General features: G+C 69.3%; 35 protein-coding genes. 32 read left to right on the forward strand and 3 right to left on the reverse strand.

Annotated features, from left to right (window positions below; all coding sequences use genetic code 11):
* The first annotated feature begins 117 nt into the window (after positions 1 to 117).
* The 19 genes from C6C15_RS07170 to C6C15_RS07250 all read left to right on the forward strand — a co-directional run bounded on the left by C6C15_RS07170 (position 118) and on the right by C6C15_RS07250 (position 11,785).
* Positions 118 to 381 carry a helix-turn-helix transcriptional regulator gene (locus tag C6C15_RS07170; protein ID WP_158698525.1) on the forward strand — a complete coding sequence of 88 codons (264 nt, stop codon included), beginning with the start codon at positions 118 to 120 and terminating at the stop codon, positions 379 to 381.
* Positions 381 to 626, forward strand: a complete 246-nt coding sequence (locus tag C6C15_RS07175) for a helix-turn-helix transcriptional regulator (protein ID WP_105949672.1) — start codon at positions 381 to 383, stop codon at positions 624 to 626. The genes C6C15_RS07170 and C6C15_RS07175 overlap by 1 nt, the downstream gene beginning before the upstream one ends.
* Positions 627 to 730: 104 nt before the next feature.
* Positions 731 to 886, forward strand: a complete 156-nt coding sequence (locus C6C15_RS17045) for a hypothetical protein (RefSeq protein WP_158698526.1) — start codon at positions 731 to 733, stop codon at positions 884 to 886.
* 48 nt (positions 887 to 934) lie between these two features.
* Positions 935 to 2,287: a ParB/RepB/Spo0J family partition protein gene (locus tag C6C15_RS07180; protein WP_105949673.1), complete on the forward strand. Its 1,353-nt coding sequence runs from the start codon at positions 935 to 937 to the stop codon at positions 2,285 to 2,287.
* Positions 2,284 to 2,481, forward strand: a complete 198-nt coding sequence (locus C6C15_RS07185; protein WP_105949674.1) for a hypothetical protein — start codon at positions 2,284 to 2,286, stop codon at positions 2,479 to 2,481. The genes C6C15_RS07180 and C6C15_RS07185 overlap by 4 nt, the downstream gene beginning before the upstream one ends.
* A complete protein-coding gene (locus C6C15_RS07190) occupies positions 2,478 to 3,020 on the forward strand; it encodes a hypothetical protein (RefSeq protein WP_105949675.1) in 543 nt (180 codons plus the stop codon). The genes C6C15_RS07185 and C6C15_RS07190 overlap by 4 nt, the downstream gene beginning before the upstream one ends.
* A gap of 12 nt (positions 3,021 to 3,032) precedes the next feature.
* Positions 3,033 to 3,662 carry a hypothetical protein gene (locus C6C15_RS07195; RefSeq protein WP_105949676.1) on the forward strand — a complete coding sequence of 210 codons (630 nt, stop codon included), beginning with the start codon at positions 3,033 to 3,035 and terminating at the stop codon, positions 3,660 to 3,662.
* 2 nt (positions 3,663 to 3,664) lie between these two features.
* Positions 3,665 to 4,048, forward strand: coding sequence for a hypothetical protein (locus C6C15_RS07200; protein ID WP_105949677.1), 384 nt, complete (start codon positions 3,665 to 3,667; stop codon positions 4,046 to 4,048).
* 64 nt (positions 4,049 to 4,112) lie between these two features.
* Positions 4,113 to 4,568 carry a hypothetical protein gene (locus tag C6C15_RS07205; protein ID WP_105949678.1) on the forward strand — a complete coding sequence of 152 codons (456 nt, stop codon included), beginning with the start codon at positions 4,113 to 4,115 and terminating at the stop codon, positions 4,566 to 4,568.
* A complete protein-coding gene (locus C6C15_RS07210) occupies positions 4,565 to 5,563 on the forward strand; it encodes a hypothetical protein (protein ID WP_105949679.1) in 999 nt (332 codons plus the stop codon). Before C6C15_RS07205 ends, C6C15_RS07210 begins: the two co-directional genes overlap by 4 nt.
* A gap of 22 nt (positions 5,564 to 5,585) precedes the next feature.
* A complete protein-coding gene (locus C6C15_RS07215) occupies positions 5,586 to 6,329 on the forward strand; it encodes a hypothetical protein (RefSeq protein ID WP_105949680.1) in 744 nt (247 codons plus the stop codon).
* A gap of 51 nt (positions 6,330 to 6,380) precedes the next feature.
* Entirely contained in the window at positions 6,381 to 6,608 is a 228-nt protein-coding gene (locus C6C15_RS17050) for a hypothetical protein (protein ID WP_158698527.1), read from the forward strand.
* Positions 6,602 to 6,925, forward strand: coding sequence for a DUF4406 domain-containing protein (locus C6C15_RS07220; RefSeq protein ID WP_199787700.1), 324 nt, complete (start codon positions 6,602 to 6,604; stop codon positions 6,923 to 6,925). The genes C6C15_RS17050 and C6C15_RS07220 overlap by 7 nt, the downstream gene beginning before the upstream one ends.
* Positions 6,922 to 9,375: a phage/plasmid primase, P4 family gene (locus C6C15_RS07225; RefSeq protein ID WP_105949681.1), complete on the forward strand. Its 2,454-nt coding sequence runs from the start codon at positions 6,922 to 6,924 to the stop codon at positions 9,373 to 9,375. Before C6C15_RS07220 ends, C6C15_RS07225 begins: the two co-directional genes overlap by 4 nt.
* Positions 9,372 to 9,716, forward strand: coding sequence for a hypothetical protein (locus tag C6C15_RS07230; RefSeq protein WP_105949682.1), 345 nt, complete (start codon positions 9,372 to 9,374; stop codon positions 9,714 to 9,716). The genes C6C15_RS07225 and C6C15_RS07230 overlap by 4 nt, the downstream gene beginning before the upstream one ends.
* Before the next feature lie 11 nt (positions 9,717 to 9,727).
* Positions 9,728 to 9,925 (forward strand): hypothetical protein, encoded by a 198-nt coding sequence (locus C6C15_RS07235; RefSeq protein WP_105949683.1) that lies wholly within the window; start codon positions 9,728 to 9,730, stop codon positions 9,923 to 9,925.
* Entirely contained in the window at positions 9,922 to 10,584 is a 663-nt protein-coding gene (locus C6C15_RS07240; protein WP_105949684.1) for a helix-turn-helix domain-containing protein, read from the forward strand. The genes C6C15_RS07235 and C6C15_RS07240 overlap by 4 nt, the downstream gene beginning before the upstream one ends.
* Complete coding sequence (locus C6C15_RS07245; protein ID WP_105949685.1) at positions 10,581 to 11,219, forward strand: hypothetical protein; 639 nt, start codon at positions 10,581 to 10,583, stop codon at positions 11,217 to 11,219. The genes C6C15_RS07240 and C6C15_RS07245 overlap by 4 nt, the downstream gene beginning before the upstream one ends.
* Positions 11,216 to 11,785, forward strand: coding sequence for a hypothetical protein (locus tag C6C15_RS07250; RefSeq protein WP_105949686.1), 570 nt, complete (start codon positions 11,216 to 11,218; stop codon positions 11,783 to 11,785). The genes C6C15_RS07245 and C6C15_RS07250 overlap by 4 nt, the downstream gene beginning before the upstream one ends.
* A 220-nt stretch (positions 11,786 to 12,005) precedes the next feature.
* On the opposite strand, the gene C6C15_RS07255 is transcribed toward C6C15_RS07250, so the two are convergent.
* Positions 12,006 to 12,539, reverse strand: a complete 534-nt coding sequence (locus C6C15_RS07255) for a hypothetical protein (RefSeq protein ID WP_105949687.1) — start codon at positions 12,537 to 12,539, stop codon at positions 12,006 to 12,008.
* 71 nt (positions 12,540 to 12,610) lie between these two features.
* Here C6C15_RS07255 and C6C15_RS07260 point away from each other — a divergent pair, with 71 nt between their 5' ends.
* Positions 12,611 to 12,838 (forward strand): hypothetical protein, encoded by a 228-nt coding sequence (locus C6C15_RS07260; protein ID WP_105949688.1) that lies wholly within the window; start codon positions 12,611 to 12,613, stop codon positions 12,836 to 12,838.
* On the opposite strand, the gene C6C15_RS07265 is transcribed toward C6C15_RS07260, so the two are convergent.
* Entirely contained in the window at positions 12,826 to 13,344 is a 519-nt protein-coding gene (locus C6C15_RS07265; RefSeq protein ID WP_105949689.1) for a hypothetical protein, read from the reverse strand. The genes C6C15_RS07260 and C6C15_RS07265 overlap by 13 nt on opposite strands.
* A 272-nt stretch (positions 13,345 to 13,616) precedes the next feature.
* Between C6C15_RS07265 and C6C15_RS07270 the strand changes: the two genes are divergently transcribed.
* On the forward strand, positions 13,617 to 13,958 hold the full coding sequence (locus C6C15_RS07270) for a hypothetical protein (protein ID WP_105949690.1): 342 nt from the start codon (positions 13,617 to 13,619) through the stop codon (positions 13,956 to 13,958).
* A 501-nt stretch (positions 13,959 to 14,459) separates the two neighbouring features.
* On the forward strand, positions 14,460 to 14,774 hold the full coding sequence (locus C6C15_RS07275) for a hypothetical protein (protein WP_105949691.1): 315 nt from the start codon (positions 14,460 to 14,462) through the stop codon (positions 14,772 to 14,774).
* 9 nt (positions 14,775 to 14,783) lie between these two features.
* Here the strand turns inward: C6C15_RS07275 and C6C15_RS07280 are convergent, their stop codons facing one another.
* Complete coding sequence (locus C6C15_RS07280; RefSeq protein WP_105949692.1) at positions 14,784 to 15,560, reverse strand: DUF5677 domain-containing protein; 777 nt, start codon at positions 15,558 to 15,560, stop codon at positions 14,784 to 14,786.
* A 169-nt stretch (positions 15,561 to 15,729) separates the two neighbouring features.
* Between C6C15_RS07280 and C6C15_RS07285 the strand changes: the two genes are divergently transcribed.
* The 10 genes from C6C15_RS07285 to C6C15_RS07330 are packed head-to-tail and all read left to right on the forward strand — an operon-like array spanning position 15,730 to position 24,586.
* Complete coding sequence (locus C6C15_RS07285) at positions 15,730 to 17,034, forward strand: DNA methyltransferase (protein ID WP_105949693.1); 1,305 nt, start codon at positions 15,730 to 15,732, stop codon at positions 17,032 to 17,034.
* Positions 17,027 to 17,665, forward strand: a complete 639-nt coding sequence (locus C6C15_RS07290) for a terminase small subunit (protein ID WP_105949694.1) — start codon at positions 17,027 to 17,029, stop codon at positions 17,663 to 17,665. Before C6C15_RS07285 ends, C6C15_RS07290 begins: the two co-directional genes overlap by 8 nt.
* Positions 17,625 to 19,295: a hypothetical protein gene (locus tag C6C15_RS07295; protein WP_199787701.1), complete on the forward strand. Its 1,671-nt coding sequence runs from the start codon at positions 17,625 to 17,627 to the stop codon at positions 19,293 to 19,295. The genes C6C15_RS07290 and C6C15_RS07295 overlap by 41 nt, the downstream gene beginning before the upstream one ends.
* Positions 19,296 to 19,306: 11 nt before the next feature.
* Positions 19,307 to 20,815, forward strand: coding sequence for a phage portal protein family protein (locus tag C6C15_RS07300; RefSeq protein WP_105949695.1), 1,509 nt, complete (start codon positions 19,307 to 19,309; stop codon positions 20,813 to 20,815).
* Entirely contained in the window at positions 20,812 to 22,161 is a 1,350-nt protein-coding gene (locus C6C15_RS07305; protein WP_105949696.1) for a head maturation protease, ClpP-related, read from the forward strand. Before C6C15_RS07300 ends, C6C15_RS07305 begins: the two co-directional genes overlap by 4 nt.
* 1 nt (position 22,162) lies before the next feature.
* The gene (locus C6C15_RS07310; protein ID WP_105949697.1) at positions 22,163 to 22,531 is read left to right on the forward strand and encodes a DUF2190 family protein; all 369 of its coding nucleotides are present in this window, start codon (positions 22,163 to 22,165) and stop codon (positions 22,529 to 22,531) included.
* Positions 22,532 to 22,541: 10 nt separating this feature from the next.
* Positions 22,542 to 23,459 (forward strand): phage major capsid protein, encoded by a 918-nt coding sequence (locus C6C15_RS07315; RefSeq protein WP_105949698.1) that lies wholly within the window; start codon positions 22,542 to 22,544, stop codon positions 23,457 to 23,459.
* Complete coding sequence (locus C6C15_RS07320) at positions 23,459 to 23,878, forward strand: hypothetical protein (RefSeq protein WP_105949699.1); 420 nt, start codon at positions 23,459 to 23,461, stop codon at positions 23,876 to 23,878. Before C6C15_RS07315 ends, C6C15_RS07320 begins: the two co-directional genes overlap by 1 nt.
* Positions 23,879 to 23,891: 13 nt before the next feature.
* The gene (locus C6C15_RS07325; RefSeq protein WP_105949700.1) at positions 23,892 to 24,260 is read left to right on the forward strand and encodes a hypothetical protein; all 369 of its coding nucleotides are present in this window, start codon (positions 23,892 to 23,894) and stop codon (positions 24,258 to 24,260) included.
* Positions 24,257 to 24,586, forward strand: a complete 330-nt coding sequence (locus tag C6C15_RS07330; RefSeq protein WP_105949701.1) for a hypothetical protein — start codon at positions 24,257 to 24,259, stop codon at positions 24,584 to 24,586. Before C6C15_RS07325 ends, C6C15_RS07330 begins: the two co-directional genes overlap by 4 nt.
* Positions 24,587 to 24,588: the final 2 nt, after the last annotated feature.

Genomic DNA, 24,588 nt, shown 5'->3' on the forward strand with positions numbered 1-24,588 from the left:
GCATGCAATGACTTTTGGGTGAACTTCCGCGTTATTCTGCGGAACTAGCAGCAGACTCGCAGATTCGATGCAACACCGAACTTGCGTTCTGCCGTGCAAAGGCGCAACATCACTTGCATGCAAACACCACATGCAAGCCAGGGCGACCCGGTCCTCGCTCTTAACCGGCAGAAGCTCGACGAGCTGCGGCGGGCGCACGGCATCGACACCGAGGCCGAGCTCGCGCGGGCCATTGGCGTCGCCCCGTCGACGCTGTGGCGCGTGTCGCAGGGGGAGGTGCAGCCGTCCCCGGTGTTCGTCGCTCGCGTGATGCTGGCGTTCCCGACTGCGCGCATGGACGACCTGTTCACCGCCCGTCGGGCCGAGCCGGCGGTCGCGTGATGGGCGCCGTCACGCCTATCAAGCGGCCCGTTGCCACGATCACGCCGCGGTATCTGTCGCCCGAGCAGGTGTGCGATCTCGTCCCGGGGATGACGGTCGCCAACCTCAAGGACCTGCGCGCCTCCGGCAAGGGCCCGCGCTACAGCAAGCCGACCGGCGAACGCGGACACATCACCCTCTACCGCGAGGACGACGTCGTCGCGTGGGTCGAGGCCGCGTTCATGACGACGCGAGAGCAGTCATGACTTCCGGGCCGTGGGGATCCGGGACGCCCTCTGGGGATGGGGCATCGGCGGGTCGGGGCTCTGCTGGGGAGCAGCCCCGACCCGACCGCATCGGCTCCGCCCGCGTGGTCATCGGCATGGCCGCGCTGAACCTCACGATCCTCTGCGTGGTGCTGGCCTGCGTCGCCGGCGTCGCGAACGGACTTCTCGTCCTCGCCACGATCTTCGCCGCGGTGTTCGCGTGGGCCGCCGGCGCATTCTCCAGGAGCTTCTGGACCTGACACACCGCGCACCGCCGCCTCACCTTCATCCACCACTCAGGAGTCACCATGTCCACCACTGTTGTTCGCGTCGATCCCAAGACACTCCTCGTCGGACCCAACATCCGCAAGGAGGTCACGCTCCGCCCGGAGTTCGTCGCCTCCATCCGCGAGCACGGCGTGCTCGTCCCGATCCTCGCGCAGGAGTCGCCTGACGGCCTCGAAGTCGTCGACGGCCAGATGCGCACCCTCGCCGCCATCGACGCTGAGCTGGCCGACGTGCCCGTGTTCGTGCAGCCGCCGGCTGCCGACGACGCCGCGCGCATCGTCGAGCAGATCGTGGTCAACGAGGACCGCACCGGGCTCACCGCGCCCGACCATGTCGCCGCGATCGCACAGCTCGCCCTCGACTTCAAGATGTCTGCCGCCGAGATCTCGAAGCGCACCGGCGCGAGCAAGGAAGCGGTCGCCGCGGTGATCACCACTTCGAAGTCGAAGGCCGCGACCGCTGCGATCGGCCGTGAGGGTGTCACGCTCGAGCTCGCTGCGAAGATGGCGGAGGCCGAGCTGACGGAGGCTGAGGTGCAGCGCGTTGTGGGCCAGGCCTACAACAAGGACTACGCGGTGCAGCAGATCGTCGCAGAACGGGAGCGAGCCGCCGAGATCGCGCGGCTCACCGAGAAGCTGCAGGCTGACGGTGTCGCCGTCGTCTCGAAGCCTTCTCTCCACGAGTACCAGCCGAAGGAGAAGAACAAGCACCGGTACCTCGGCGACCTCGTCGACGCCGCCACCGGCAAGAAAATCAGCACCGCGAAGCACAAGAGCTGCCCGGGACACGCCGTGTTCGTCGGCGTCCGCGGCTACAGCGGCGCCGTCGAGGCGCACTACCTCTGCACCGACCCCTCGAAGCATGGCCACCGCGACGCGAACAAGGCGGCACCGGTGAAGCTCACCGACGCGGAGCGCGCCCGCAAGGAGATCGAGAAGCAGCGCACCGCCGCTTGGCCGACGGCGACCGAGGTTCGCCTCGAGTGGGTGCGCGAGCAGCTGCTCACGCGACGCACCGCGCCGGCCGGGTGGGAGGTGCTTGCCGTGCACGACCTCGCGCAGCGTCACCCGCGCACCTGGCAGTCGGGCGCGCGTCCTGCGCTCGCGCTCCTGCAGCGCCCCGCCGCCGACAACGACTGGGGTACCGAGAGCACCATCGCCGCCTGGGCGGGGGAGAAGCCGATCAACGGATGGCGTGCAGCGCTCGCGATGGTCATCGCTCGCCATGAGGAGGAGCTGACAGCGAGGGGCGCCTGGTCGAAGGCGTCCGCGACCTACCTGCAGATGCTCGCCAGATGGGGCTACCAACTCAGTGAGGTCGAGCAGGGCGTGGTCGACGACGCGGCCGCCGTCGAGACGAAGGCCGCAGCGTGAACCGCCTGCAGGTTCGCCGTCCGGGCGCGCTCCGCCGTCGCTCCAAGCGTGCGAGACGCGTCGCCGTGGCGCACGACATGCCCATGGAGTACTCGGCCCCGAAGCCCGCGCCGCGGTGGCTCGTCATCGGCACGGGGGCGCTGGGGCTCGGCGTGATCGTCGAGCTCGCGGTCGCGGTGGCGGTGACGCTGTGATCGCCGTGGGCCTGGACCCGTCGCTCACGTGCACGGGTGTCGCGATCGCGAACGGCGCCGACGTCGTCACCCGCCGGGTCGTGTCGCCGAACCTCGGGAAGAGCCTGCTCGCTCGCCGCAACCGGATCCGCCGCGCGGTCGAGGGCATCCTCGCTCCGATCCCGCCGCGGGTCGACGTGACCGTCATCGAGGTGCCGCATTCCCGTCAGCAGTTCGGTGCGCAGAACGAGCGCATCGCCCTGTACTGGTTCCTCGTCGACCAGCTGCTCGCCCGGGGGCCGGTGGTCGAGGTCGCCCCGTCGCAGCGCGCGAAGCTCGCCACCGGCAGCGGGAAGGGCACGAAGGACCAGGTGCTCGAGGTCACCCGTGCCGCCTACCCGGACGTGCATATCCCGGACGACAACGTCGGCGACGCCGTGGCGCTCATGTGGGCCGGCGCCCGCTGGGCCGGCGCCGCGACGCCCACCTACCTCCCGGGCCAGGAGGAAGCGTTCACGCGCCTCGCCTGGCCCACCCGCTCCACGACACCGACCCACTGAGAGGAAACCCACATGGTCAAGCTCGCCCCCGCACTCCCCAAGGAGTACGACGACAACGGCCTCGAGTCGAACACCCGGCACCTGCTGGACGTCTACCCGAGCCAGAAGTACCTCCCCATCGTCGCGCTCGTCCGCACGAAGGAGATCACCCAGAACGAGCACTTCGAGCGCGTCCCGAAGATCGAGCTCGTCCACGTCGAGATCGCGACGGACGAGCTCGATCAGGAGGCCGTGCGCGACCTCATCCAGCAGCTCCACGACGCCCGCGTCCAGCACATCAAGCAGCCGCTCGATCTGCCCGACACCGACGAGCCGCCGGTCCTCGCTCAGCCGCTCGAGCTGACCGCGAGCAGCGGCGAGTACTCGGTGCGACTGATCGATCAGGACGGCGGGAAGTTCTCGATCGAGCTGCGTGCATCGTCGGGCGCGCTCGTGCTCACCCGCAGCGCCCTGCCGCGCGAGGACTATGGCGAGCTCGTGCCGGGCGACTACCCGGTCGCGCAGCTCGGCGGCGAGATCGGCGAGCTCGCGACCCTGCTCGTCCAGGAGTTCGAGCAGGGCGTCACCAACGACGACGTCGTCGACGCCGAGGTCCTCGACGAGGACGACGACACCACTCACGAAACCAGCCAGGAGGCATGACCATGAGCAACCCCGCACCCATCACCCCGATCGACACGAACGTGCCGAAGTCTCTCGAGATCAAAGAGCGGCTGATCGCCCGCCGCGCCACTCTCAAGGCCGACCTCGAGTACATGCAGGGCGAAGTCGAAGCGATCGATGCGCAGCTGCTCGAGCTGCTCGGTGGCGAGGTCGGCACGCACGACATCGGCGGCACGAAGGTCCAGGTGCGCGAGTACACCCGCCTCGACACGAAGTGGATTGAGACGGAGTACCCGCCGTCGCAGTACCCGCAGCTCTACAAGGTCACGACCGCCGTCGACGCGGCCGCGGTGAAGAAGCAGTTCGCACCGGCCGTGCTCGAGGAGCACCAGGTGCACGGCGCGAAGTCGATCGTCGTCAAGTAGCACGACCGCCGCGACGGCATACACGCCGGGTTCGAGTTCCGGGGCGGCACGGAAAGGAGTCATCATGGCGATCGCCAACTACACCACCAGCAAGTCCGTCGAGGACACGGCGGCCGAGATCATCACGGCCCTGCGTCGACGGGGCATCACCCGCATCTCGACCGTCTACGACGACCACGGTGAGCCGTCCGGGCTCGAGTTCACCATGCGCACCGACTACGGCCCGCGCGACTTCGCCCTGCCGATCCGCACGGCAGGAGTCCTCGAGGCGCTCAAGCGGGCCGAAGCTGCCGGCGAGTTCGCCGCGTCGAGGAAGAAGGCCGGCACGTTCACGACCCCGGCGCACGCAGCACGCGTGGCGTGGGCGATCGCTCGCGACTGGCTCCGCGCGCAGTCGGCTCTTCTCGATGCCGAGCTCGTCACCCTCGACGAGGTCATGTTCCCGTGGATGGTCGGCGGATCCGACGGGCGGACCGCGTTCGCGATGTTCCGTTCGCAGCAGAAGGCGATCGAGTCATGACCTCCGTCGAGGACCTCTACCTCGGTGTGATCAAGGACGGCATCACCCGGCACCCGCGGTCGCTGCAGAAGCGCATCGGCCCGTCCGAGATGGGTCGCCCGTGCGATCGGTGGATCCTGCACAAGCTCAATGGTGACGGCGAGCCGGACCGCGGTCCCGCGTGGAAGCCCGCTGTCGGCACCGCGATGCACGACCAGCTCGAGCGCTGGTTCGATGCCGCGAACCGTGGCGGGGGAGAGGTCGACCGCACGGAGTGGATCACCGAGTGGGAGGTGACCGTCGGCCAGATCGGCGGCCAGCTCATCACTGGCCACTCCGACCTGTTCCACGTCCCTACGGGCACGGTCATCGACCACAAGATCGTCGGCCCGAAGCAGCTGTCGAAGTACCGGCTCCACGGTCCCAGTGAGCAGTACCGCGTGCAGGCGCACCTGTACGGGAAGGGCTTCACCGACGACGGGGGATGGGGACCGTGCCAGAGCGTGGCGATCGCGTTCCTCCCGCGGGACGGCGAGCTCTCCACTGCCTACTTCTGGACCGAGCCGTACAACCCGCACATCGCGGCCGAGGCGTTGCTCCGCAACAACCGCCTGCACACCATGCTGACCGTCGTCGGGATCGAGGCTGCGCTCGCCGCATCGCCGCTGTGCGACGACCAGTGGTGCACGTGGTGCCGCGCGGAGAAGCGCGCCCAGGAGCGCGCGGCCGGCGCGTCGCTGTTCGACATCGGCGAGCTGCGCGTCGTGCCCGAGGCTGCTGCGCCGGCGCCCGTGCGCGCCCTCCCGAGCGTGCCCGCGCCGACACCTGCACCCGAGCGGCGCCCGGTCGCGCACCTCTGCGACGACTGCGGCAACCCGCTGCCGCCGTCCGTGATCGCGGACGGACACACCATCCACCCATCCTGCATTCCCGCATTCCCCCCGGCTCCACGGCCGGTGTTCGCGCCGTCGCAGCCAGCGGCGATCGCACCCGTCATCAACCTGTTCGACCGCTGAAAGACCAACCAAGGAGAAGACCATGTCCCTTTTCGAATCCAGCAGCAAGGGTGTCAAGTTCGACACCGTCGGCACCAGCGTCACGGGCACCGTGAAGTCGGCCCCGCGCGAGCGGCAGCAGACGAAGTACGGTACCCAGGAGCCCGACTTCTGGCCCAACGGTGACCCGAAGATGCAGATCCTTGTGGACCTGCAGACCGAGCAGCGCGTCGACGCGTCGGACGACGGGGAGCGCACGCTCTACGTCGCGTCGAAGAACATGAAGCGCGCGATCGGCGAGGCGATCCGGGCAGCGAACGCATCGGACATCGCGCCCGGCGGCGTGCTGACCGTGACGTACGTCGGCAACGACCCGGCGTCGAAGAACCCGGCGAACCCCGCGAAGCTCTACCAGGCGCAGTACTCGGCGCCGAGCTCCGCGTTCGTGCAGCAGCCCGCGGCCGCGCCGGCTCAGCAGGCCCCGCAGCCGCAGGCGCCCGTCCAGCAGGCGTTCGTGCCGCCGACGCGGCAGGCGCCCGCCCCGCAGCAGTTCGTGCCGCAGCAGCCCGCTCCGCAGGCACAGGCCCCGCAGCAGGCCGTCGCGCCGGGGGAGGCCCCGTGGTCGACGCCGCAGGCGCAGCCCATGCAGCACGCCGGCGGGCTCACGAGCGAACAGGTCGCGCAGCTGCACCAGCTGCGCGGTGCCGGTATCCCGGCGGCGACCATCGCCACCGCGATCAACGCGACGCCCGAGGCGATCGCACTGTACGACAACACCCCCTTCTGACGAAGGGCGCCCGGACGGTCGCAGGCGAGGTTCGACTCCTCGCCCGGGCACATGAGCACCACGAGCAACGAGCACCCCATCACCGTCACCGCCCGGTTCAGCGGCGCCTGCGCTGACTGCGGCGGCCACTTCCAGGTCGGCGACACCATCACCCGCCCCAACCACTTCGAGCTATGGCGGCACACGTCATGCCCGCGCACGAAGTTCGACTTCGACCCCGGCGACGTCTGCCCCGTCTGCTTCACCGTCCGCACCAAATCCGGAGCCTGCTCGTGCTGATCTACATCGCCGGTCCCATGACCGGCCTCCCCGACTTCAACTACCCGGCCTTCCGCGCCGCGGCCGCCGAGCTCCGCGAGCGCGGCTTCGACGTCGAGGACCCGTCGACGAACGAGAACCCCACGCCGGGCGACTATCACGGGTGGTTGCGCGCCGGCCTCGCACAGCTCATCCGCTGCGACGCTGTCGCGCTGCTCGACGGCTGGGAGGCATCCGGCGGGGCCCGCCTGGAGGTGAACGTCGGCGCCACGCTTGGCCTCCGCGTCGCCCCGTTGAGCGCGTGGCTGGCCGACGCCAGCGAGAGGACCGCCGCGTGAACGCTCTTCTCGCCACCGCGCTCGAGCTGCACGCCGCCGGGCTCTCTGTCGTGCCCGTCGCGGCCGACGGCACGAAGCGACCGCGCATCGCCTGGAAGGAGTTCTCGGCCGCGTCCGCCGACGAGGCGCAGCTGCGCGCCTGGTTCGACAACGACATGGAGCAGGGCATCGGGCTCGTCACCGGCTACGGCGACGTCGAGCTGCTCGAGGTCGAGGGCGTCGCGATGCAGCAGATGAGCGAAGTCCTCGAGCTGCTCGATGGCACGGGCCTGCGCTCCATCTACGATCGCCTCGTCGCGGGCTGGTCGGAGCAGTCCCCGTCCGGCGGCCTCCACCTCATCTACCGTATCGACGGCGGCGCCGTCCCCGGCAACCAGAAGGTGGCCCAGCGCCCCAAGGACGAGGCCCCGTACCGGGAGACCCTGGCCGAGACGCGCGGCACCGGCGGGTTCGTCGTGCTCGCCCCGTCCGCCGGCGCCGTGCACCCCACCGCGAAGGCGTGGCTGCGCCTCGTCGGCGGGCCCGCCACGGTGCCGACGATCACGCGCGAAGAGCGCGACCAGCTCCACGCTGTCGTGCACGCCGCGCTCGACACGATGCCCGTCGAGGAGACGGTCAGCAACGGGGGACCGGTCGACGCGAAGTGGTCGACAACATTCCACGCGGCCGCCGGCGACATCACCCCCGGCGACGACTTCGAAGCGAAGACCGACTGGTCTGAGATCCTCGTCGGCTGGGTGCACGTGTTCTCCCGCGGTGCGACGAAGTACTGGCGCCGCCCCGGGAAGAACGACGGCATCAGCGCGACGACCGGTCACGCCGGCGATCGCGATCGCCTGTTCGTGTTCACGTCGTCGACGGAGTTCGAGCCCGAGGTGCCGTACACGAAGTTCGGCGCGTACGCGCTACTCAACCACCGCGGCGACCACGCGGCCGCAGCGAAGGCGCTCGCGGATGCCGGCCACGGCTACCGTGCACCGCGCGAGCTCACGCCGTCGACGCGCACGACGTCGACGGGCACGCAGATCGCCGCGGTCGGCGCGACCGCACCCGCGACGGCACCGGCCGCGACGATCGGCTCCGACAGCGCGGACCTCACCGACGACGGCAACGCGCGCCTGCTCGTCGCCGAGTACTCCGGCGAGCTGCGCTACGTCCCCGACGCAGGCAAGTGGGTCACATGGGAGGGCACCCGATGGCAGTGGCACCCGGACGACGGGCCTGCGATCGAAGCGGCACGCGACGTCATCCGCCGCATCCCGACCGACAACGCGCACCTGAAGGCGTGGCGGCTGAAGTCGATGCGTGCCCGCGCGATCGGCGACGCCGTGCGCCTGGCACGGTCTACGCCGGCGATGCGTATCGCGGCCTCGGAGTTCGACCGGCGTGCGTGGCAGCTGAACACCCCCGGCGGCGTGGTCGACCTGCGCTCCGGCGCGATCGCCGCGCCAACGCCCGCCTTGTTCCACTCAAAGCAGACCGCCGTCACGCCCGACGCCACGATGAAGACGCCGCTGTGGGACCGATTCCTGCAGACGACGTTCCAGTCGAACCCGCACCTCGAGCGGTACATGCAGCGCCTCGCCGGGCTGATGTTCATCGGCGAGGTCATCGAGCATGTGCTGCCGTTCGCGCATGGCCCCGGCGGCAACGGCAAGGGCGTCTTCGCCGAGGTCCTGCTCGGCATCGCCGGCGACTACGGCACGTCCGCACCGCAGGGGTTCCTCGTCGTCGGCCCGACGAAGCACCCGACCGAGCTCGCCATGCTCCAGGGGCGCCGCATCGTCGTCGCATCCGAGCTCAACGAGGACACGAAGTTCGACGAGGCGAAGATGAAGGCCCTCACCGGTGGCGACACGATCACCGCGCGCTTCATGGGGAAGGACTTCTTCGACTTCCCGCCGTCGCACACGTTCCTCCTGCTCGGCAACAGCCAGCCCCGCGTTGAGACCGGCGGCGATTCCGTATGGCGCCGCCTCCGCCTGATCCCGTTCACCCACTCGGTGCCAGAGGCGGACAAGATCGAGAATCTGCAGAAGCGGCTCGTCGACGAGGAGGGCCCGGGGATCCTGCACTGGATCATCCAGGGCGCTGTCGACTACGCCGCGGACGGCCTCCGTACCCCGGACGTCGTCCTCGCCGCGACCGACACCTACCGGGCCGAGGAAGACCACATGGGCCGGTTCGTGGAGGACCGCTGCTCCATCGGCGGCGGCGACATCGCCCGGGTCGAGATGAGCGAGCTTCGCAAGGCATACGACGTCTGGTGCCGGGAGCAGCACGAGGACGCAGTCAGCACGACCGCGTTCGGACGGCAGCTCAAGCAGCGCTTCAACATCGGCACCGCGAAGTCCCACGGCCGCCGGTTCTACACCAACGTCGTGCTGTTCGCCCCGGAGACGGAGTCCGACGAGGACGACCCGCGCGAGACCCGCTGGGACCAGCGATGAGCGCGCCCGCCCCGCTGTTCATCCGCTGCCCGCGGTGCAAGCGGGACGTGCTCGAGGTCCGCGCGGATGAGCAGCTCGGCGTCCTCGTCGGCACGCCGCGGCTCGACGCCGTGCAGCTCGACGAGGCGCAGATCACGGCGTGCATCATCACCGGGCTGCGCCTCTGGCAGATCGAGCGACGCGCAGGCCGGCTGTACACGAGCGGCCGATCCCGCTGGTGGCCCATCGAGCCGGTCCCCGGCTTCATCGTCCCCGAGCACTCCTGCTCCCGCGTCTGGGACGCACCCGCCCTCAACCTCGCACCCCCGGCCGTGCCCACGTTCGCCGCGCCCCCGTTCTGAAGGAGATCACGATGACCATTACCCGCCCCCACGTCTGCGAGCTCCTGCTCGCCAAGGCCGAAGCCGACGACCACGGCACCGTGGCGATCGCCGTCGCCGGCGCACCCCTCACCATCGACGAGGCACGCGAGTTCGCCGCCGAGATCTCCGCGGCCGCCGACACCGCTGCCGCATACCTGGCGGAGCAGGCAGCGCGAGGTGACCGATGAGCAGCGCAGACCTTTTCGAAGATGGCTTCCCGCACGGCACCCGCGAGGGCTACGCGAACGGGTGCCGCAGCGGCGCCTGCCCTGCCGGCATCGAGCACGGGCTGTCATGCCGACGCGCGAACATGCTCGCCTCGGGTGACTACCGCTACCAGAAGCTCGCGAAGGCCGGCGCGACACCGGGCGAAATCGCTGACCAGCTCGGTCTTAACCCGGAGATCCCGGCGATGCCCGCGCCGAAGAAGCGACCGCAGATGACCGTTCAGACTGCGCTCGTCGAGCCCGCCACGGTCGTACGACCGATCGAGCCTTCCCGGGAGCAACCGAAGCCGGTCGCGCCCGCGAAGTGGGCGGTGCGACACGCATGGGTCGCGTTCGCCCCTGATGGCACGATGCACGGACCGTTCGACGGCCACGGCACAGCGATGGCGTTCGTCGGTGAACAGCTCAAGCCGGCGCGGAAGGTGGGATCGACCTCCACTAAGCGACGGCCGATGACGGATGCTGACGTTGCGCAGCTGCGCCTGCTCCACGCTCAGGGCGAGACCGACGGCAAGATCGCCCGCCAGATGGGCAGGGCGCAGCCGCTGATCTCCAGCTGGCGTCGCCGGCTCGGCCTACCGGCGAACGCGAGCTTCCACCGCGCAGGGGGCTCCGCATGACCATCCCACTCGACGCCATCGACCCGGATGCCGCCTACCGCGAATGGGTCGACCGATTCCTCTGGCACGTCGACCAGCTTCCCGCCCTCGTGGAAACCACCGGCACGATTGCGCTGGCCGTTCGCGGTGTGCGCGCCTCGCAGCTCACTGAGCGCATCACCGGCGGCGGCTTCTACGACAACATCCCGCTCGTCGACGGCCCCGAGTCCCGCAACGCCCGCGCCGTATGGGACGCGCTCCGCGGCTACCTCGTCGTCGCCTCGTCTCGGCTCGGGCTTGAGGCGCCGGGGCTGCCCGTCGGGCTGCCTGACGATGTCGAGCTCGCGCGCGAGTGGGCATTCGCCGCGAACGCGTGGCTCTCCGACGTCGTCTACGAGATCCGATCCTGGCCTGACCTCGAGGAGCGCGAGGACCAGCTCTTCCGGCTCATCCGCCGCGCACGCTCCCGCCTCGACCTGCACACCACTCGCCGCGCCCGCCCAGAGCTCTGCACCCGCTGCGGCGAAACCGGTGTCACCGTCGACTGGATCAACGGACCCGACGGACAAGCCCGCCTCTCGAAGGTCTGCGTCGTCTGCCGCACCACCTACACGCCCGCGGCCGCCGCCGCACCCACCGAAGGGAACGCATCATGACCGAGAGCAACGACGCGCGGATCCTCACCGTCCGCAACCCTTGGGCCTGGGCCATCATCAATGCCGGCAAGACCGTCGAGAACCGATCGAGGAACGTCGCCGGCGACTACCGAGGTCCGCTGCTGATCCACGTCGCGAAGCAGTACGCCGCAGGGTGGCGATCGCCGGTTCTCGCCGGCCTCATGAACCAGCACGACGGCGTGTGGGATGAGCCCCAGCCGTGGCGCGCCCACGCAGGCATGATCGTCGGCGTCGTCGACCTCGTCGACTCGCACCCCGTCGACGACTGCATCGAGCAGCAGCACGACGGTGACTGGCTCGTCTGCTCCGAGTGGGCAGAACGCACCGGCCACCACCTCGTGCTCGCCAACCCGCGCGCGCTCGACGAGCCCATCCCGTACGCAGGCATGCTCGGCGTCCGGCGCACCGAGTTCGAGGTTAGTGGCGACTACCTCGCGCAGCGGGTCAACGCGTGCACCTGCGGCGGCGCCGACCAGTACGGCCACCCGGCCCATGGACTCGGATGCGGCCTCGAGTCCATCGCTCAACTGGTGGCCACCTCATGACCGGCAAGATCGTTCACGTCCCGTCGCCCCTGCAGCGCTGCGAGACAGCCGCGGGATGCGCCGACCGACCGCAGACCGCGCATCTGCAACCTGGCAACGTCTGGCGCTGCGACGAGTGCGGCCGTGAGTGGGTCGTCGTCGCCGGCGCCCAGTACAACGAGCCCTACCAGGCGTGGCGTCGGCTCACCGAGTCGAACCGGTCAGGACCGATGATGCTGCCTCAAGGGGCCGGCGGCGACACGGAAAGGAGTTCGTCGCGAGTGCGCTTCCGCCGCGGTGGCTGGTTCCACTGGAGGAACACAGCCACGCCGCCCGACCAGTCCACTGCCCTCGAATCTGTCGTGTTGAGGGTGGCTTCGTCGACGCCGATCTCACCTGACCCGGGCACGCCGATATGCGTCGTGAAGCTCTCGCCCGGGCGCAAGATCGCGGCTTCCTCGTTCTTGCGCCCGGAGACGTCCCGCCCCCGGACCTCCATGCGAGGGTGGTACGCGATGCCGTCCCCGACGTTCGTGATCGTGACGGTCACCGCCATCTCGCCGTCCCGGGCATCGGAGCTCCCGAGCTTGGCATCGGTCTTCCACACCGGCCGAGGGCGATCGCGCTCCGCGAGCAGGAAGCTGACTCCGGCCGCGACCGCTGCACCGATGATCGTCGCAAGTAGGGTCGCGGCGAAGGCGTTCCAGTCGAACCCGTTCATCGCGTCGGCGATGCGCGACAGCTCGCACGCCCAATCGCCCGTGTCACACGTCATGTCCCGCACTCTATCGGCGGTGACATGATGGCCGCTCCCGCACCCGTCCTCGAGATCCGCTGGTACCGCCGATGACCATGCTCACCTACCGGGAAGCAGCGCAGCGCGTTCGCCGGTCCCGCCGCACCATCCGCCACTGGAAGCTCCAGGGCATGCGGATGGGGTGGGACCGGCGCGATGGACAGCTCGTGCGCGTCGTCGATGAAGACGTCCTACTTGCCTGGTGGCGCGACCGCATGGACAACGACCCCGTGTGGCAGAACCGAGTCCGCGCGAAGCTCCGCGATCAATCGAGCTGACCCCAGATGTCGTCTCGGAGCCCCGCCAGGAGCTGCATTCGAACGTCGGGATCAACTCGATACCAGTCCGCCTTCTTCGCCGGAATCTGAATGTCGTCTTCGATGTCCTCGAAGGACACTGTGGTCACGATCGGCGGCCCGAACGTGCCTGGCTCCTCGTCGACAACTTCGATGCTGAGGGACTCGATCGAGGACCTCGCGACCAGCACTACGTCGGGCGTCTCGACGTCGCGAGAATCCTGAGTCTTGTCCACCTGCACTCGGACGACATACCTCTTCGTGAAGATCACCGCCCACAACCGGTCAGCCTCGACGGCATTGCCCTCGTACAGGGATCCGTTCAGATCACATCCGTACTCCGCGTATGCGATCTCTTCCCCGTGCAACCATGCTCTCAGTTCGACATCGAGCGTGCGCACCCACCTGGGCCAAGTGCTTCCATCCTTCAGCGCCACCCACGGCCCCCGAGCATCCTGAACAATCTTCCACTGAGCGTCTTCCACCATGGCTCCTTTGTTGAACGATGCGGCCACCCTACCGAAGCCTCGACACGCCGACACGATAACCGGATGTTGACACGTTCCCGTTTGCCGCCCCTACCTTGATGGTTGTACAGGTGTCGGACGCAGCACGCCACACCAACCACCCAACGCAGAGGGCCCCGGAGCAGATCGCTCACGGGGCCTTCGGCGTCACCGACCAGAACGGCCCCGACGCGCGCGCCAACGCACGCCGGGACCTAACCCCCTCATCGACTCGAACTCGATTGGAGGGCTACGTGGACTCTATCCGCGAGCCCGGACACGGCACCAACGCCGTCAACCGCCGCAACATCGCCCACCTCCGCGACCAACGCGACCGCGCCGGCCTCCTGCAGCTCGCCGACGTCCTCGCCACCCAGACCTTCCCCAACGCCGCCACGCTCGCCGACGAAGCCCGTGCGGCCGCCGACTGGATCGACGACACCACCCCGCGCACCTTCGACGCCGACGACGCCGCCGACATCCGGATCGGCGACATCCTCCGCTACCCGGCCAACGGCCGCACCCGCGAAAGCGTCGTCATCCGCACCGACGGCCACACGGCCACCACGACCCACGGCGACACCATCGCCATCTAATCCCTCGACCGGGAGTCCGAGCATCCCACGGCGCTCAAGCGTTGTCGGTGGCGCGCGCCCCGCTCCTCCCGGTCGAGGCCCCCGACCGGTGTCAACGCGGACCCTGCCATTGGCCGCGAAGGACTCTCATGAACGCCCGCCAGACTCTTCGGGCGAGGAGTACCTGCACCGCCTCGAGGGGCGCCCGCCCACCCCAGCCGGCGCCCCTCGAACACCCCGCCCAAACCGCGCCCCGCAACCGCGCCCCACCCCAACCAGCGCGGGGCGCGGTTCCCATCACGGGGCGCAGTTGGGGCGCAGTTGAAATCACCGACCGCGCCCCCACCTACACCCGGAATTACGCGGGTGAACCCACTTGGGGGCGCAGTGGGGCGCAGTTTTCTGAATCGCCACAGCTCTTTGAATAGTTACTAAGGGACATAGTTATTCGCGCGCACGGCACGACTAGCCTGCCCAGCCGGCCGAACTGCGCCCCCGAACCCACCCAGGAGGCGCGTCACCATGAGCGGCCAGCGCACCAACACCCGACGCGACCACGAGCTCCGCCAGGCGTTCTTCGAAGAAGGCCAACGACTCGACGCACTCGGCGACCCCGAAGCGAACTGCTGGCTCTGCCACCAGCCGATCGACTACACCGCCGGCCAGGGCACCACCCCCGACTCCCACAACCTCGACCACTACCTCACCGTCTCCGAGCACCCCGAGCTGCAGTCCGACCCCGACAACTTCCGCCACTCGCACACGCTCTGCAACCAGCAGCGCGGAGCCGGCGCACCCGCCCTCGACCTCGGCGAACAGTTCCCCGACTGGTGGTAAACAACCACATCAGGAAGCAGGGAAGGCGCGGAGCTCATCGGGCCAGGTGTCGTCGTAACGCATCGGAAGCCTCAGTTCGTCCGACGCTGAGTCGAGCCGCGCCAGCATATCGTCGTCTTCTCGAACATGCGCCATGATCCACGTGGCGGACATCACAGCGAGCGCGAGGGTGTAGGTCGTCTGCGGCCTGAACCGGTCGACATCGGAGTGGTGATTCAATTGCCAGGTCTGCCGGTCCTCGCTGGTCACGACAAAGTGCTGCGACATTGAGGTGGGCGTCACATGAGTTGCTTGCGAGAGAACCGCATACGCCTGCCGGAAGATCACGTCCTCCGGGTCGAGCGTCGTGAAGATCTGGTCAATCGGCGGCAGCCCCTTTCCTGCTATCGGGACCTCGACGTCGGTTGCCATCCGCTGATACTCGTCGACGCCGGTGAACCTGTAAAGGCGAAGGAAGAGGTCAGCTTGATTGAGCTGCGCAGCCTTGAACAGCCGGTCGAGACCATCCGACCTGAGATAGGCGTACTGCGCGGTCCCCGCGTACTCCAAGGCACTGCGAACTAGGAGCCTCGCCTCGATCGGTAGCCCCGACTCAGACAGCAGCTTCCAACCACGGGCGTAACGAATGATCTGGGCGCAGATGCCGAACAGCATCTTGAACCGCCGTGCATTCTCCGCCTTGACCTGTACCCCGCTCGGGAAACGAAAGTACTCAACACACTCGTCAATGAACGCCGAGAGAGCGTCGGAGTCGAGCCGATTGTCTACGACGTCGTCTTGATCCACGGCCCCAATCGTGGCGCAGTAGCGGTGCGGGTGTCCAGGGCGCGCCCCACCCCGCGAAAAATCCAGCACCCGGCCCGGGGGCGGACCACAGCCCGGGGGAGTGGTCCTCTCTCCCCGGGCATTTCGGGCACCCCCATCGCGCACGCGCGCAAGGAAAGTGAGGCATCGCATGGCCGATTCGATCGTCACCCGCCTCGAGGTCACCGCTTTCGACGTCGCCGCGCTGCAGGTGTTCCACCGCAACCCGCGCCGCGGCGACGTGCGCGCGATCGCGGAGTCTCTCGCGACCCACGGGCAGTACCGACCGATCGTCGTGAACGTCGGGACGCACACGGGCCGGCCGTTCGAGATCCTCGCGGGCAACCACACCTACCTCGCAGCGTGCTCGCTCGGCTGGGCGACGGTGCAGGCGACCACCGTCGACGTCGACGACGCGACCGCGCACCGCATCGTGCTCGCCGACAACCGGCTCGCGGATCTCGGCGCCTACGACGAGGTCGACCTCGCGGCCGCGATGACCGCGGCCGGTGACCTCGCTGGCACCGGCTACGCGTCGTCCGATCTCGACGAGCTGCTCGCGCAGCTCTCGGCGCCTGTGTCTCTCACCGACCCGGACGACGTGCCGGCGAAGCCGGATGCCGCGGCCGCGCTGTCGCGCGTCGGCGACGTCTGGATGCTGGGCCCGCACCGCCTGCTCGTCGGGTCGTCCGGCGACCTCGACGCGGTGCGCGCCGCGATGCCCGAGGGCGTTCGCTGGGACTGCGTCTGGACAGATCCTCCGTACGGCGTGGACTACGTCGGCGGCACCGGCATGACGATCCAGAACGACGGCCCGGCGGCGGCGATCGCCGTGTCGATCGCGTTCCTCGAGGTCGCGACCCAGATGGCTCGCCCCGGTGCGCCGGTCTATGTCGCTCACGCCGATGCGCTGCGGGTACCGTTGCAGACCGCGATGGAGCAGCTCGGCATCCGGTACCGCCAGACGCTGATGTGGGTGAAGGACCGATTCGTCCTGTCGCGCGCGGACTACCACTACCAGTCGGAGCCGATCCTCTTCGGAGAGGTCGACGCCGAACTCGAGCGCGAGCACGACCCCATCGCCTACGGCTTCACGCCGGGCGGCGACGGACGCCTCGGCCGAGGCGGCCCCCACTGGCATGGCGACAACCGTACGTCGACCGTGTTCGATGTGCGGCGCCCGTCGCGCTCCGCCGAGCACCCGACGATGAAGCCTGTCGAGCTCGTCGAGCGGATGCTCGTCAACTCGAGCGCTCCGGGTGCCTGGGTGGCGGACGGGTTCGGCGGCTCCGGGTCCACGCTGATCGCCGCGCACCGACTGAGTCGCAAGGCGTTCCTCGTCGAGCTGGATCCGGCCTACGCCGACGTCATCTGCCGCCGGTTCCAGGAGCACACCGGGATCGTCCCGGTTCGCGATGGTGCACCGGTCGACTTCAGCGCGGTCGAGTATGTCTGAGCGCGAGCAGTGGAAGATCGCGCTCACCCTGTTCAAGGCCGGCGCGACGTACGAGGAGATCGCACCGAAGGTCGGTAAGAAGACCGCGGCCGCGGCGCAGCGCATCGTGCAAGACGCGATCGCCGCGTCGACGATCGCGCTCGACCAGACCGCCTCTCGGATCGTCGACCTCGAGCGGCTTGAGACCCTGCACCGGGTGTACTGGCCGAAGGCGCTGGCCGGCGACGTCGCCGCGTTCGATCGAGTGCAGAAGATCGCCGAGGACCGCAGACGGCTGCTCGGCGAGCCGACGCGCGTGAAGAACGCGATCACGGACGCGCTCGACAAGTCGCTCAGCGCACTCGAGCTGCAGGATGCCGACGAGGCGCTCGTCGCCTCGTGCCGGCAGGTCGCTCGGCAGATCGATCACGCGGTCGCGAACGGCACCTCGCTCGAGGCGACCAAGGCGCTGTATCTGCTGCCGCACTTGTGGAACGGGCTGCGCGAGCTCGGCGCTACGCCGGCTGCGCGCGCCGCGCTGCAGGCATCCCTCCCGGCGCCGGATGCGTCGGCCGAGACGGATGCGCCGAAGGGGGGCCCCGTTGACCTTGGTGACTTCAAGCAGCGGCGTCGCGGAAGCGGGGGAGGCTGACTTCTCGGGCCTCGTCGGCTCGGAGGAGCCACGCCTGTGGACGCGGCCGCTGCGGCCGCTGACCGAGGAGACCTCTCTGGGCTTCGAGGTGATCGAGTTCGCGCGGCTGTTCCTCGGCATCGCGCTCTACCCGTGGCAGCGGTGGCTGCTCATCCACGCGCTCGAGCTGAACGTCGACGGCACGTTCCGGTTCCGGCGCGTGATCGTGCTCGTCGCCCGGCAGAACGGGAAGAGCCTGCTCGCCGCGGTGCTCGCGGCGTGGTGGCTGTTCGTCGACTCCGACCGCTTCGAGGATCGGCTCCCGCCGTTCCGGTTCAAGGTGCTCGGTACCGCGCAGAACCTCGACACCGCGCAGGACGTCTGGAACCTGACGGGCCGCTGGTGCGACCTCGAGAACGACGGGCACGTGCCGGCCCTCGCCGACCTGGTGCAGAAGGTCCAACGGAAGAACGGCCAGCCCGGCATCTACCTCCGCAACGGCGCCCACTACGAGGTCCGTGCGGCATCCCGAAAGGGCGGCCGCGGCAAGGCGGCCGCACGGGTGCTCATGGACGAGATGCGCGAGCAGCAGACGTTCGATGCGTGGGACTCGGTCGCGCAGACCACGAAGGCGATCTTCAACTCGCAGCTGTGGGGGATCTCGAACGCCGGCGACGTGCGCTCTGTCGTCCTCCGCAAGCTCCGCGACAACCTGCTCGCCGAGATCGAGGAATGGCTCGCGCGCGGCCTCGACGAACTCGAGGCGTACGCGAACGGCGAGATCGCGGCATCGACGTCGGCGCTGTTCGAATGGTCGGCGCCGGACGGCTGCGCGCTCGACGACGTCGACGCGATCCTCCAGGCGAACCCGAGCATCGGCCACGGTGAGATCACCGTCGAGATGTGCCTGCAGGACGCACGCGACATGCTCGAGGCGAGCTACCGCACCGAGGTGCTCTGCCAGTGGGTGACCTCGAAGGTGCACTCGTTCATCTCGCCAAAGGAGTGGCGGCCGCGCCACACTCGGATCGCAGACATCGAGATCCCGAAGGGCTCGCGCACCGTCTGGGCGATCGACACCTCGACGCCCGATCGCTCGACGACCTGGATCGCGGCCGCGGTGATGACTGCTGACGGCCGTCCCTTCACCACGGTGCGGCTTCGCCGCGCCGGCATGCTCTGGGTGCCCGACTACATGGCCGAGCTCGCCGAAGCATCCGGCCACAAGGAAGTTGTGATCCAGGCTCGCGGCACCGCGGCGGTCGAGTTCATCGAACCGCTCAAGGCCCGCGGGCTCCAGGTGCATGCGCTCGACGGCGGACAGTTCGCGATGGCGACGGGACGCATGCGCGATCGCGTGCGCGATCGCCGCCTCGTCGTCATCGAGCAGCCGCCGATCGACCTCGCAGTCGAGGGCGGCGTCGTCACGCAGTACGCCGAGAACCTCGCCTGGTCACGGCACAAGTCGCAGCCGATCGACATCGCCGGCCTGGTCGCCATGACCGAGGCCCTCTACGGGCTCGAGGTCCTCGAGCCCGCACCCGCGCCGGTGATCCCACCCCCGCCGCCGAAGGCTACGACCCTGCAACGCGCGCGCGGAGGTGACCCCTCACGAGCTCGGAGCGAGAGCGTCCGAACGCTCCAGTTCTGAAAGGAGACCCCGTGGCCAAGGAAATCGGCTACCAGACGACCACCCTCCCCAGCTGGGCCGCGCTCGCAGGCGTCGCGAACGAGACGAACCCGCAGTTGGTGTGGCCGCTCTCGATCGACGCGTACGACAGGATGCGGCGCGAGGAGCCACAGGTCGTGTCGGTGCTGCGCGCTGTGATGCTCCCCATCCTGTCCGCGCAGTACCAGCTCGATCCGGGCGAGGCGCGTGAGGAAGTCGTGACGCGCCTCGCTGCGGACCTCGGCCTCACCATCAAGGGGCGCGACCCGGTCCCGCCGCACCGGACTCGCGGCCGCTTCTCCTGGCGGGAGTACCTGCGTCTCGCGCTGCTCTCCCTCGTCTACGGGCACTCGGTGTTCGAGCAGGTCTACGAGCCTGACGCGTTCGGACTCCTGCGCCTCAAGAAGCTGGCCTGGCGTCCGCCGCGCACGATCTCGCAGTTCCTCGTCGCGCCCGACGGCGGCCTCGAGGCGATCACTCAGCACGGGCTGCTCTCTGGGCAGCGTGGCGCGGTGAAGATCCCGGTGAGCCACCTGGTCGTGCACGTCAACGAGCGTGAGGGCGCGAACTGGATCGGGCAGTCGCTGCTCCGCTCGGCCTACAAGATGTGCATCCTGAAGGACCGTGTCCTGCGCGTCCAGACGATGTCGATCGAGCGGAACGGCCTCGGTGTTCCCGTCTACACGAGCGCCCCCGTCCCCGACAACGCCAGCCCCGAGAAGCACGCAGAGTGGGTCGAATCCGAGAAGGATGCCGGCCTGCAGATCGCGCAGGACTTCCGGGCCGGCGACGACTCCGGCGCCTCGATCCCGCATGGTGCGAAGCTCGAGCTGCTCGCCCTCACCGGCAAGCTGCCCGACACCAATCGGCCTCTGCAGTACTTCGACGAGCAGATCGCACGTGCCGTCCTCGCCCACGTCCTCAACCTGGGGGGCGACGACTCGACCGGCTCCTACGCGCTGGGCGACACACTCGCGTCGATCTTCACCAACTCGCTCAACGCGGTCGCCGCCGACTTCGTCGATGTGACCCAGCAGCACGTGATCGAGGACTACGTCGATCTCAACTGGGGGCCGGACGAGCCGGCACCGCGACTCGTCGTCTCGAAGATCGGCGCCGACACCCCGGTGACGGCAGACGCTATCCGGGCGCTCGTCGACGCCAAGGTGATCACTCCGGACGAGGCACTCGAGGGACACGTCCGTGAGCTCATGCGGCTGCCGGCGAAGCTCGCCGAGGTCATCCCCGACCCGGACGCGCCGGCGGTCACGCCGAGCGGTGCGGACGCGCTCGTAGCCACCATCGCCACCGCAACCGACGCCGAGCAGGCGCGCTTCGCTGCGGAGACTCTGCAGAAGGCGTATCTCGGCGTCGACAAGGTACTCACCCGCCGGGAGATCCGCGAACTCGTGCGGCGCTCCGGCGCGGACATCGACCCCGATGCCGCACCCGACCAGGAGCCCGTCCCGGCTCCCGAGGCTCCCGAGGAGGAAGCTGCATGAACGACGTCCGAAAGTCCATGACGCGCCCCGCGGCGCTGGCCGGCACGGAGAAGAGCGGCGAGCATCAGGCGCGCCGCTACTGGGGATCGTTCGAACCCCCGCAGAACCGATCCGAGTTCTTCTCGGCGGTGACTGCGCCGTCGGCGACGGAGGACGGCGCCACCGTCGCGACGATCCGCATGTACGGCCCGATCGACTCCTGGGGTGGGTGGTGGGGCATCTCGACCGAAGACGTCGCTCACGTCCTCGACAGCCTCCCCGAGTCCGTCACCGAGATCGTGCTGCGGATCAACTCGCCCGGCGGTGAGGTCTGGGAAGCGATCGCGATCCTCAACATGTTCGGCGCACACCGCGCCCGTGTTGTCGCCGTGGTCGACGGGCTCGCAGCGTCGGCCGCGTCGTTCATCGCCGCGAGCTGTGACGAGACGGTCATGTCGCCCGGGTCGCAGATGATGATCCACTCGCCCCACACGATCGCGTGGGGTAACTCGGTCGAGATGCGCAAGACCGCGGACTTCCTCGACAAGCTCCAGGAGTCGATGGTCGAGGTCTACACGGCCAAGGCCGGCGAGCAGGACTGGACGACGTTGCTGGCGGCGGAGACGTGGCTCACGGCCGCCGACACCGTCGACCTGGGCCTCGCTGATCGCGTGGCAGTCGTCCCCGACGCCGGCACCGCAACAACCGTCGGCACCGAGGAGGACGACGAGATGGAGGTCGTCCTCATCACCGCCGACATGGACGACGACGCGGACGCCGAAGCGCGCACCGTGCGCGTCCGCGCCGCCGCCGCCTCCGCGCGCGCGGCTGCCCCAAAGCCCCCGAGCTCGTCCGAGCCGGGTGAACCCATCCGAAAGGAAAACGTCATGGCTTATGACGACCTGAAGGCTGGCCTCGCGAAGCGGCTCGGCGTGTCCGAAGCCGATGTGTCGGACGAGACGCTGCTCGCAGCGCTCGACGAGACGCTCGACGAGCAGGCCGACACCACCCCCGCGGCACCCGCCGCAGCCGCCATCGAGGGCACCGTGACCGTCGAGGCGGGTGCCTTCGCCGAGCTCCAGCGTCAGGCCGGGCTCGGAGCGACGGCGCACGCAACGCAGCAGACCGAGCGTCGCGAGGGGATCGTGCAGAACGCGATCAACGAGGGCCGCATCGCTCCCGCGTCGCGCGAGCAGTTCCTCGCCCTGCTCGACAAGGACGAGGCCGGCACCGTCGCGGTGCTGGCGACGTTCCCGAAGGGCACCATCCCCGTGGCCGAGATCGGCCACAGCGAGTCGGACGCCGTCACCGACAACCAGCGTCTCGCCGCGAAGGCCGGCTGGGGCACGACCAAGAAGGAGGCCTGAGATGGCTGACTACCTGCCCAAGTTCAACCCCGGCGCCCAGGTGCCGCTGACCGTCGGCGCCACGCCGGTCGTCGGCGGGCGCCTCGTCGAGGTGTCGACCGCGAACGCGATCGTCCCCTCGGGTGCCGACTCCGCCAAGGTGCTCGGCGTCGCCGCGCAGGATGCCGCGGTCGGCGACCGCGTCACGGTGTTCGCGCGCTCCGGCGGCGTCCACCGCCTCACCGCCTCGGGTGCCATCGCCGTCGGCGCTCGCGTGATCTCGGCTGCCGCCGGGAAGATCGCGACGATCGGCGCCGGCACCAACGCCATCGGCATCGCCCTCGAGGCCGCTGCCGCCGACAACGACGTCATCGACGTCCTGTTCATCTGAGGGAGATGACGTGTCCTACACCTACCCGGTGAAGCACCCCGAGGGGACTCTCACCACCGCGGAGCTGCACCTGCTCCTGTCCAACCCGACCGTCATCGCGCACCGCGTCGCCGAGCTCGCCGATCAGAAGTTCATCGCGGACTTCCTGCTCTCGGGTCGCTTCTCGGCGCAGGGTGGCGGCGTGTTCTACGAGACCGGCGAGGAGATCTTCGCCGGCGAGGACCCGGAAGCGATTTCGCCGCTCGGCGAGTACCCGACCGTGGTGCTCGAGTCGGGCGAGGTCGTGTCGGCGCGCACCGTGAAGTGGGGCCTCGACTCCGTGGTCAGCGACGAGAAGATGGCCCGCCAGGGCATCGCGTACGTCAACCGCGGCATCACCCGCCTCGTCAACACGGTCGTGCGCCACGTCGACCGCGTCGCGATGGCCGTCATCGCCTCCCGCGTGACGAGCACCTTCGCGTCGCTCGAGACGTGGACGACCGCGGGCAGCGCGGTCGAGGCTCTGATGACGATCCAGGCGGAGCGCGCCGCGCTCGGCTTCGGCATCGACCTCGACACCGTCGTCCTGCGCCCGGCGCAGTACGCGAAGGTCATCGGCATGCTGATCGACGACAAGGCGCTGCCGCGTGAGTCCGGTGCCACGGCGATCCAGGGCAACCTGCCCGTCGACGCGCTCGGTCTCACCTGGGCGACCACGCCGCACTTCCAGGGCGCGAACCCGCTCCTGGTCGACCGGGAGCAGCTCGGCGGTATGGCCGACGAGGATCTCGGCGGCCCGGGCTACGTCCGCACCGAGGCGTTCGGCGTCGAGGCGAAGACGATCCGCGAGGAGAAGCCCGAGGGCTACATCCTCCGCGCGCGTCGCGTGACCGTCCCCGTCGTCACCGAGCCCCTGGCCGGTGTCGCCCTGACGAACACGGGTCTGTGATGAGCGCGCTCATCGTGACGGCCGCAGTCGCCGTCCTGCCCACCCGTGACGGCCGCGAGCAGTACCTCTACGAGGGCGCGGTGTTCGACTCGGACGCGATCACCGAGGAGGGCCTCGAGCACGCTCGTGCTCAGGGTCTGATCGGTGACGCCCCCGAGGTCGTCGAGGAGGCGCCCGTCGAGGCTGCGTTCACGCAGGCCGACGTCGACGCCGCGGTCAAGGCCGCGGAAGACGCGAAGGACGCCGAGCTCGCCACGGCCCGCAACGCCGTCGAGGACAAGGCGCGCGAGGTCGCCGCGGCGGCCAAGCAGCTCGAGGTCGACAAGTCGGCGTTCGAGACCGCGCAGGCCGACGCCAAGAAGGCCGAGGGCGCGAAGGCCCAGGCCGCGAAGGCGACTGCTGCGAAGCAGCAGTCCTGATCGAGAGGGAGCGATGATGCCAATCGCACACGGTGACATCAGTACGGACGAGAACCTCGGCCGGCGCGTGCTGGTGCGAGCCCGCATCATCGCTCCCTGCCTCGACTCTCTCGACCCCGAGTCGGACGCAGGCAAGGATGCGATCGCGATCCTCAAGGGTGTGATTGCGGAGATCCCCGCCGCTGGCTCCCGGCGCACACGAGGCCTCAGCCGCAACGGCACGTCGATGTCCTTCGAGGTGATCGACGCCGCCTTCGACGCCGATGCGCGCCTCTCCCTGCAGTCGCTATGCGGCCAGATGCAGCCGACCGGGCTGCCGCGTGGCCACTTCCCGAAGAGCCGCCCCCTCGGGCGGATCTGGCCCGAAGGGGAGTACTCGTGAGCTGGCCGGGCTGGTTCTTCTTCCCGCACGTCGTCGAGGTTCGAGACCTCCTGCCCGGCGGAAGCATGGGCCCACGGCACGCTGCGTCGGCGCGGAACCTCGACGCGGAGGTCATCGAGCAGCAGGAGCTCGTCCGCAACGCCGACGGCGAGGAGGTGACGTCCTCCACGCGGGTCACCGTCCCGATCGAGGCCAACGTCCCGCTCGGCTCTCTCGTGACCGTATGGCCGGGCGGCTCCAAGGAGCGCACCGCGACCGTGCTGCGCGTCGGCCGCGACGAGAACGACCCGCCGCTGCCCTCGCACGAGGTGCTCTGGCTCACCTGAAG

Source organism: Microbacterium sp. str. 'China' (assembly GCF_002993305.1).
Taxonomy (GTDB): domain Bacteria; phylum Actinomycetota; class Actinomycetes; order Actinomycetales; family Microbacteriaceae; genus Microbacterium; species Microbacterium paraoxydans.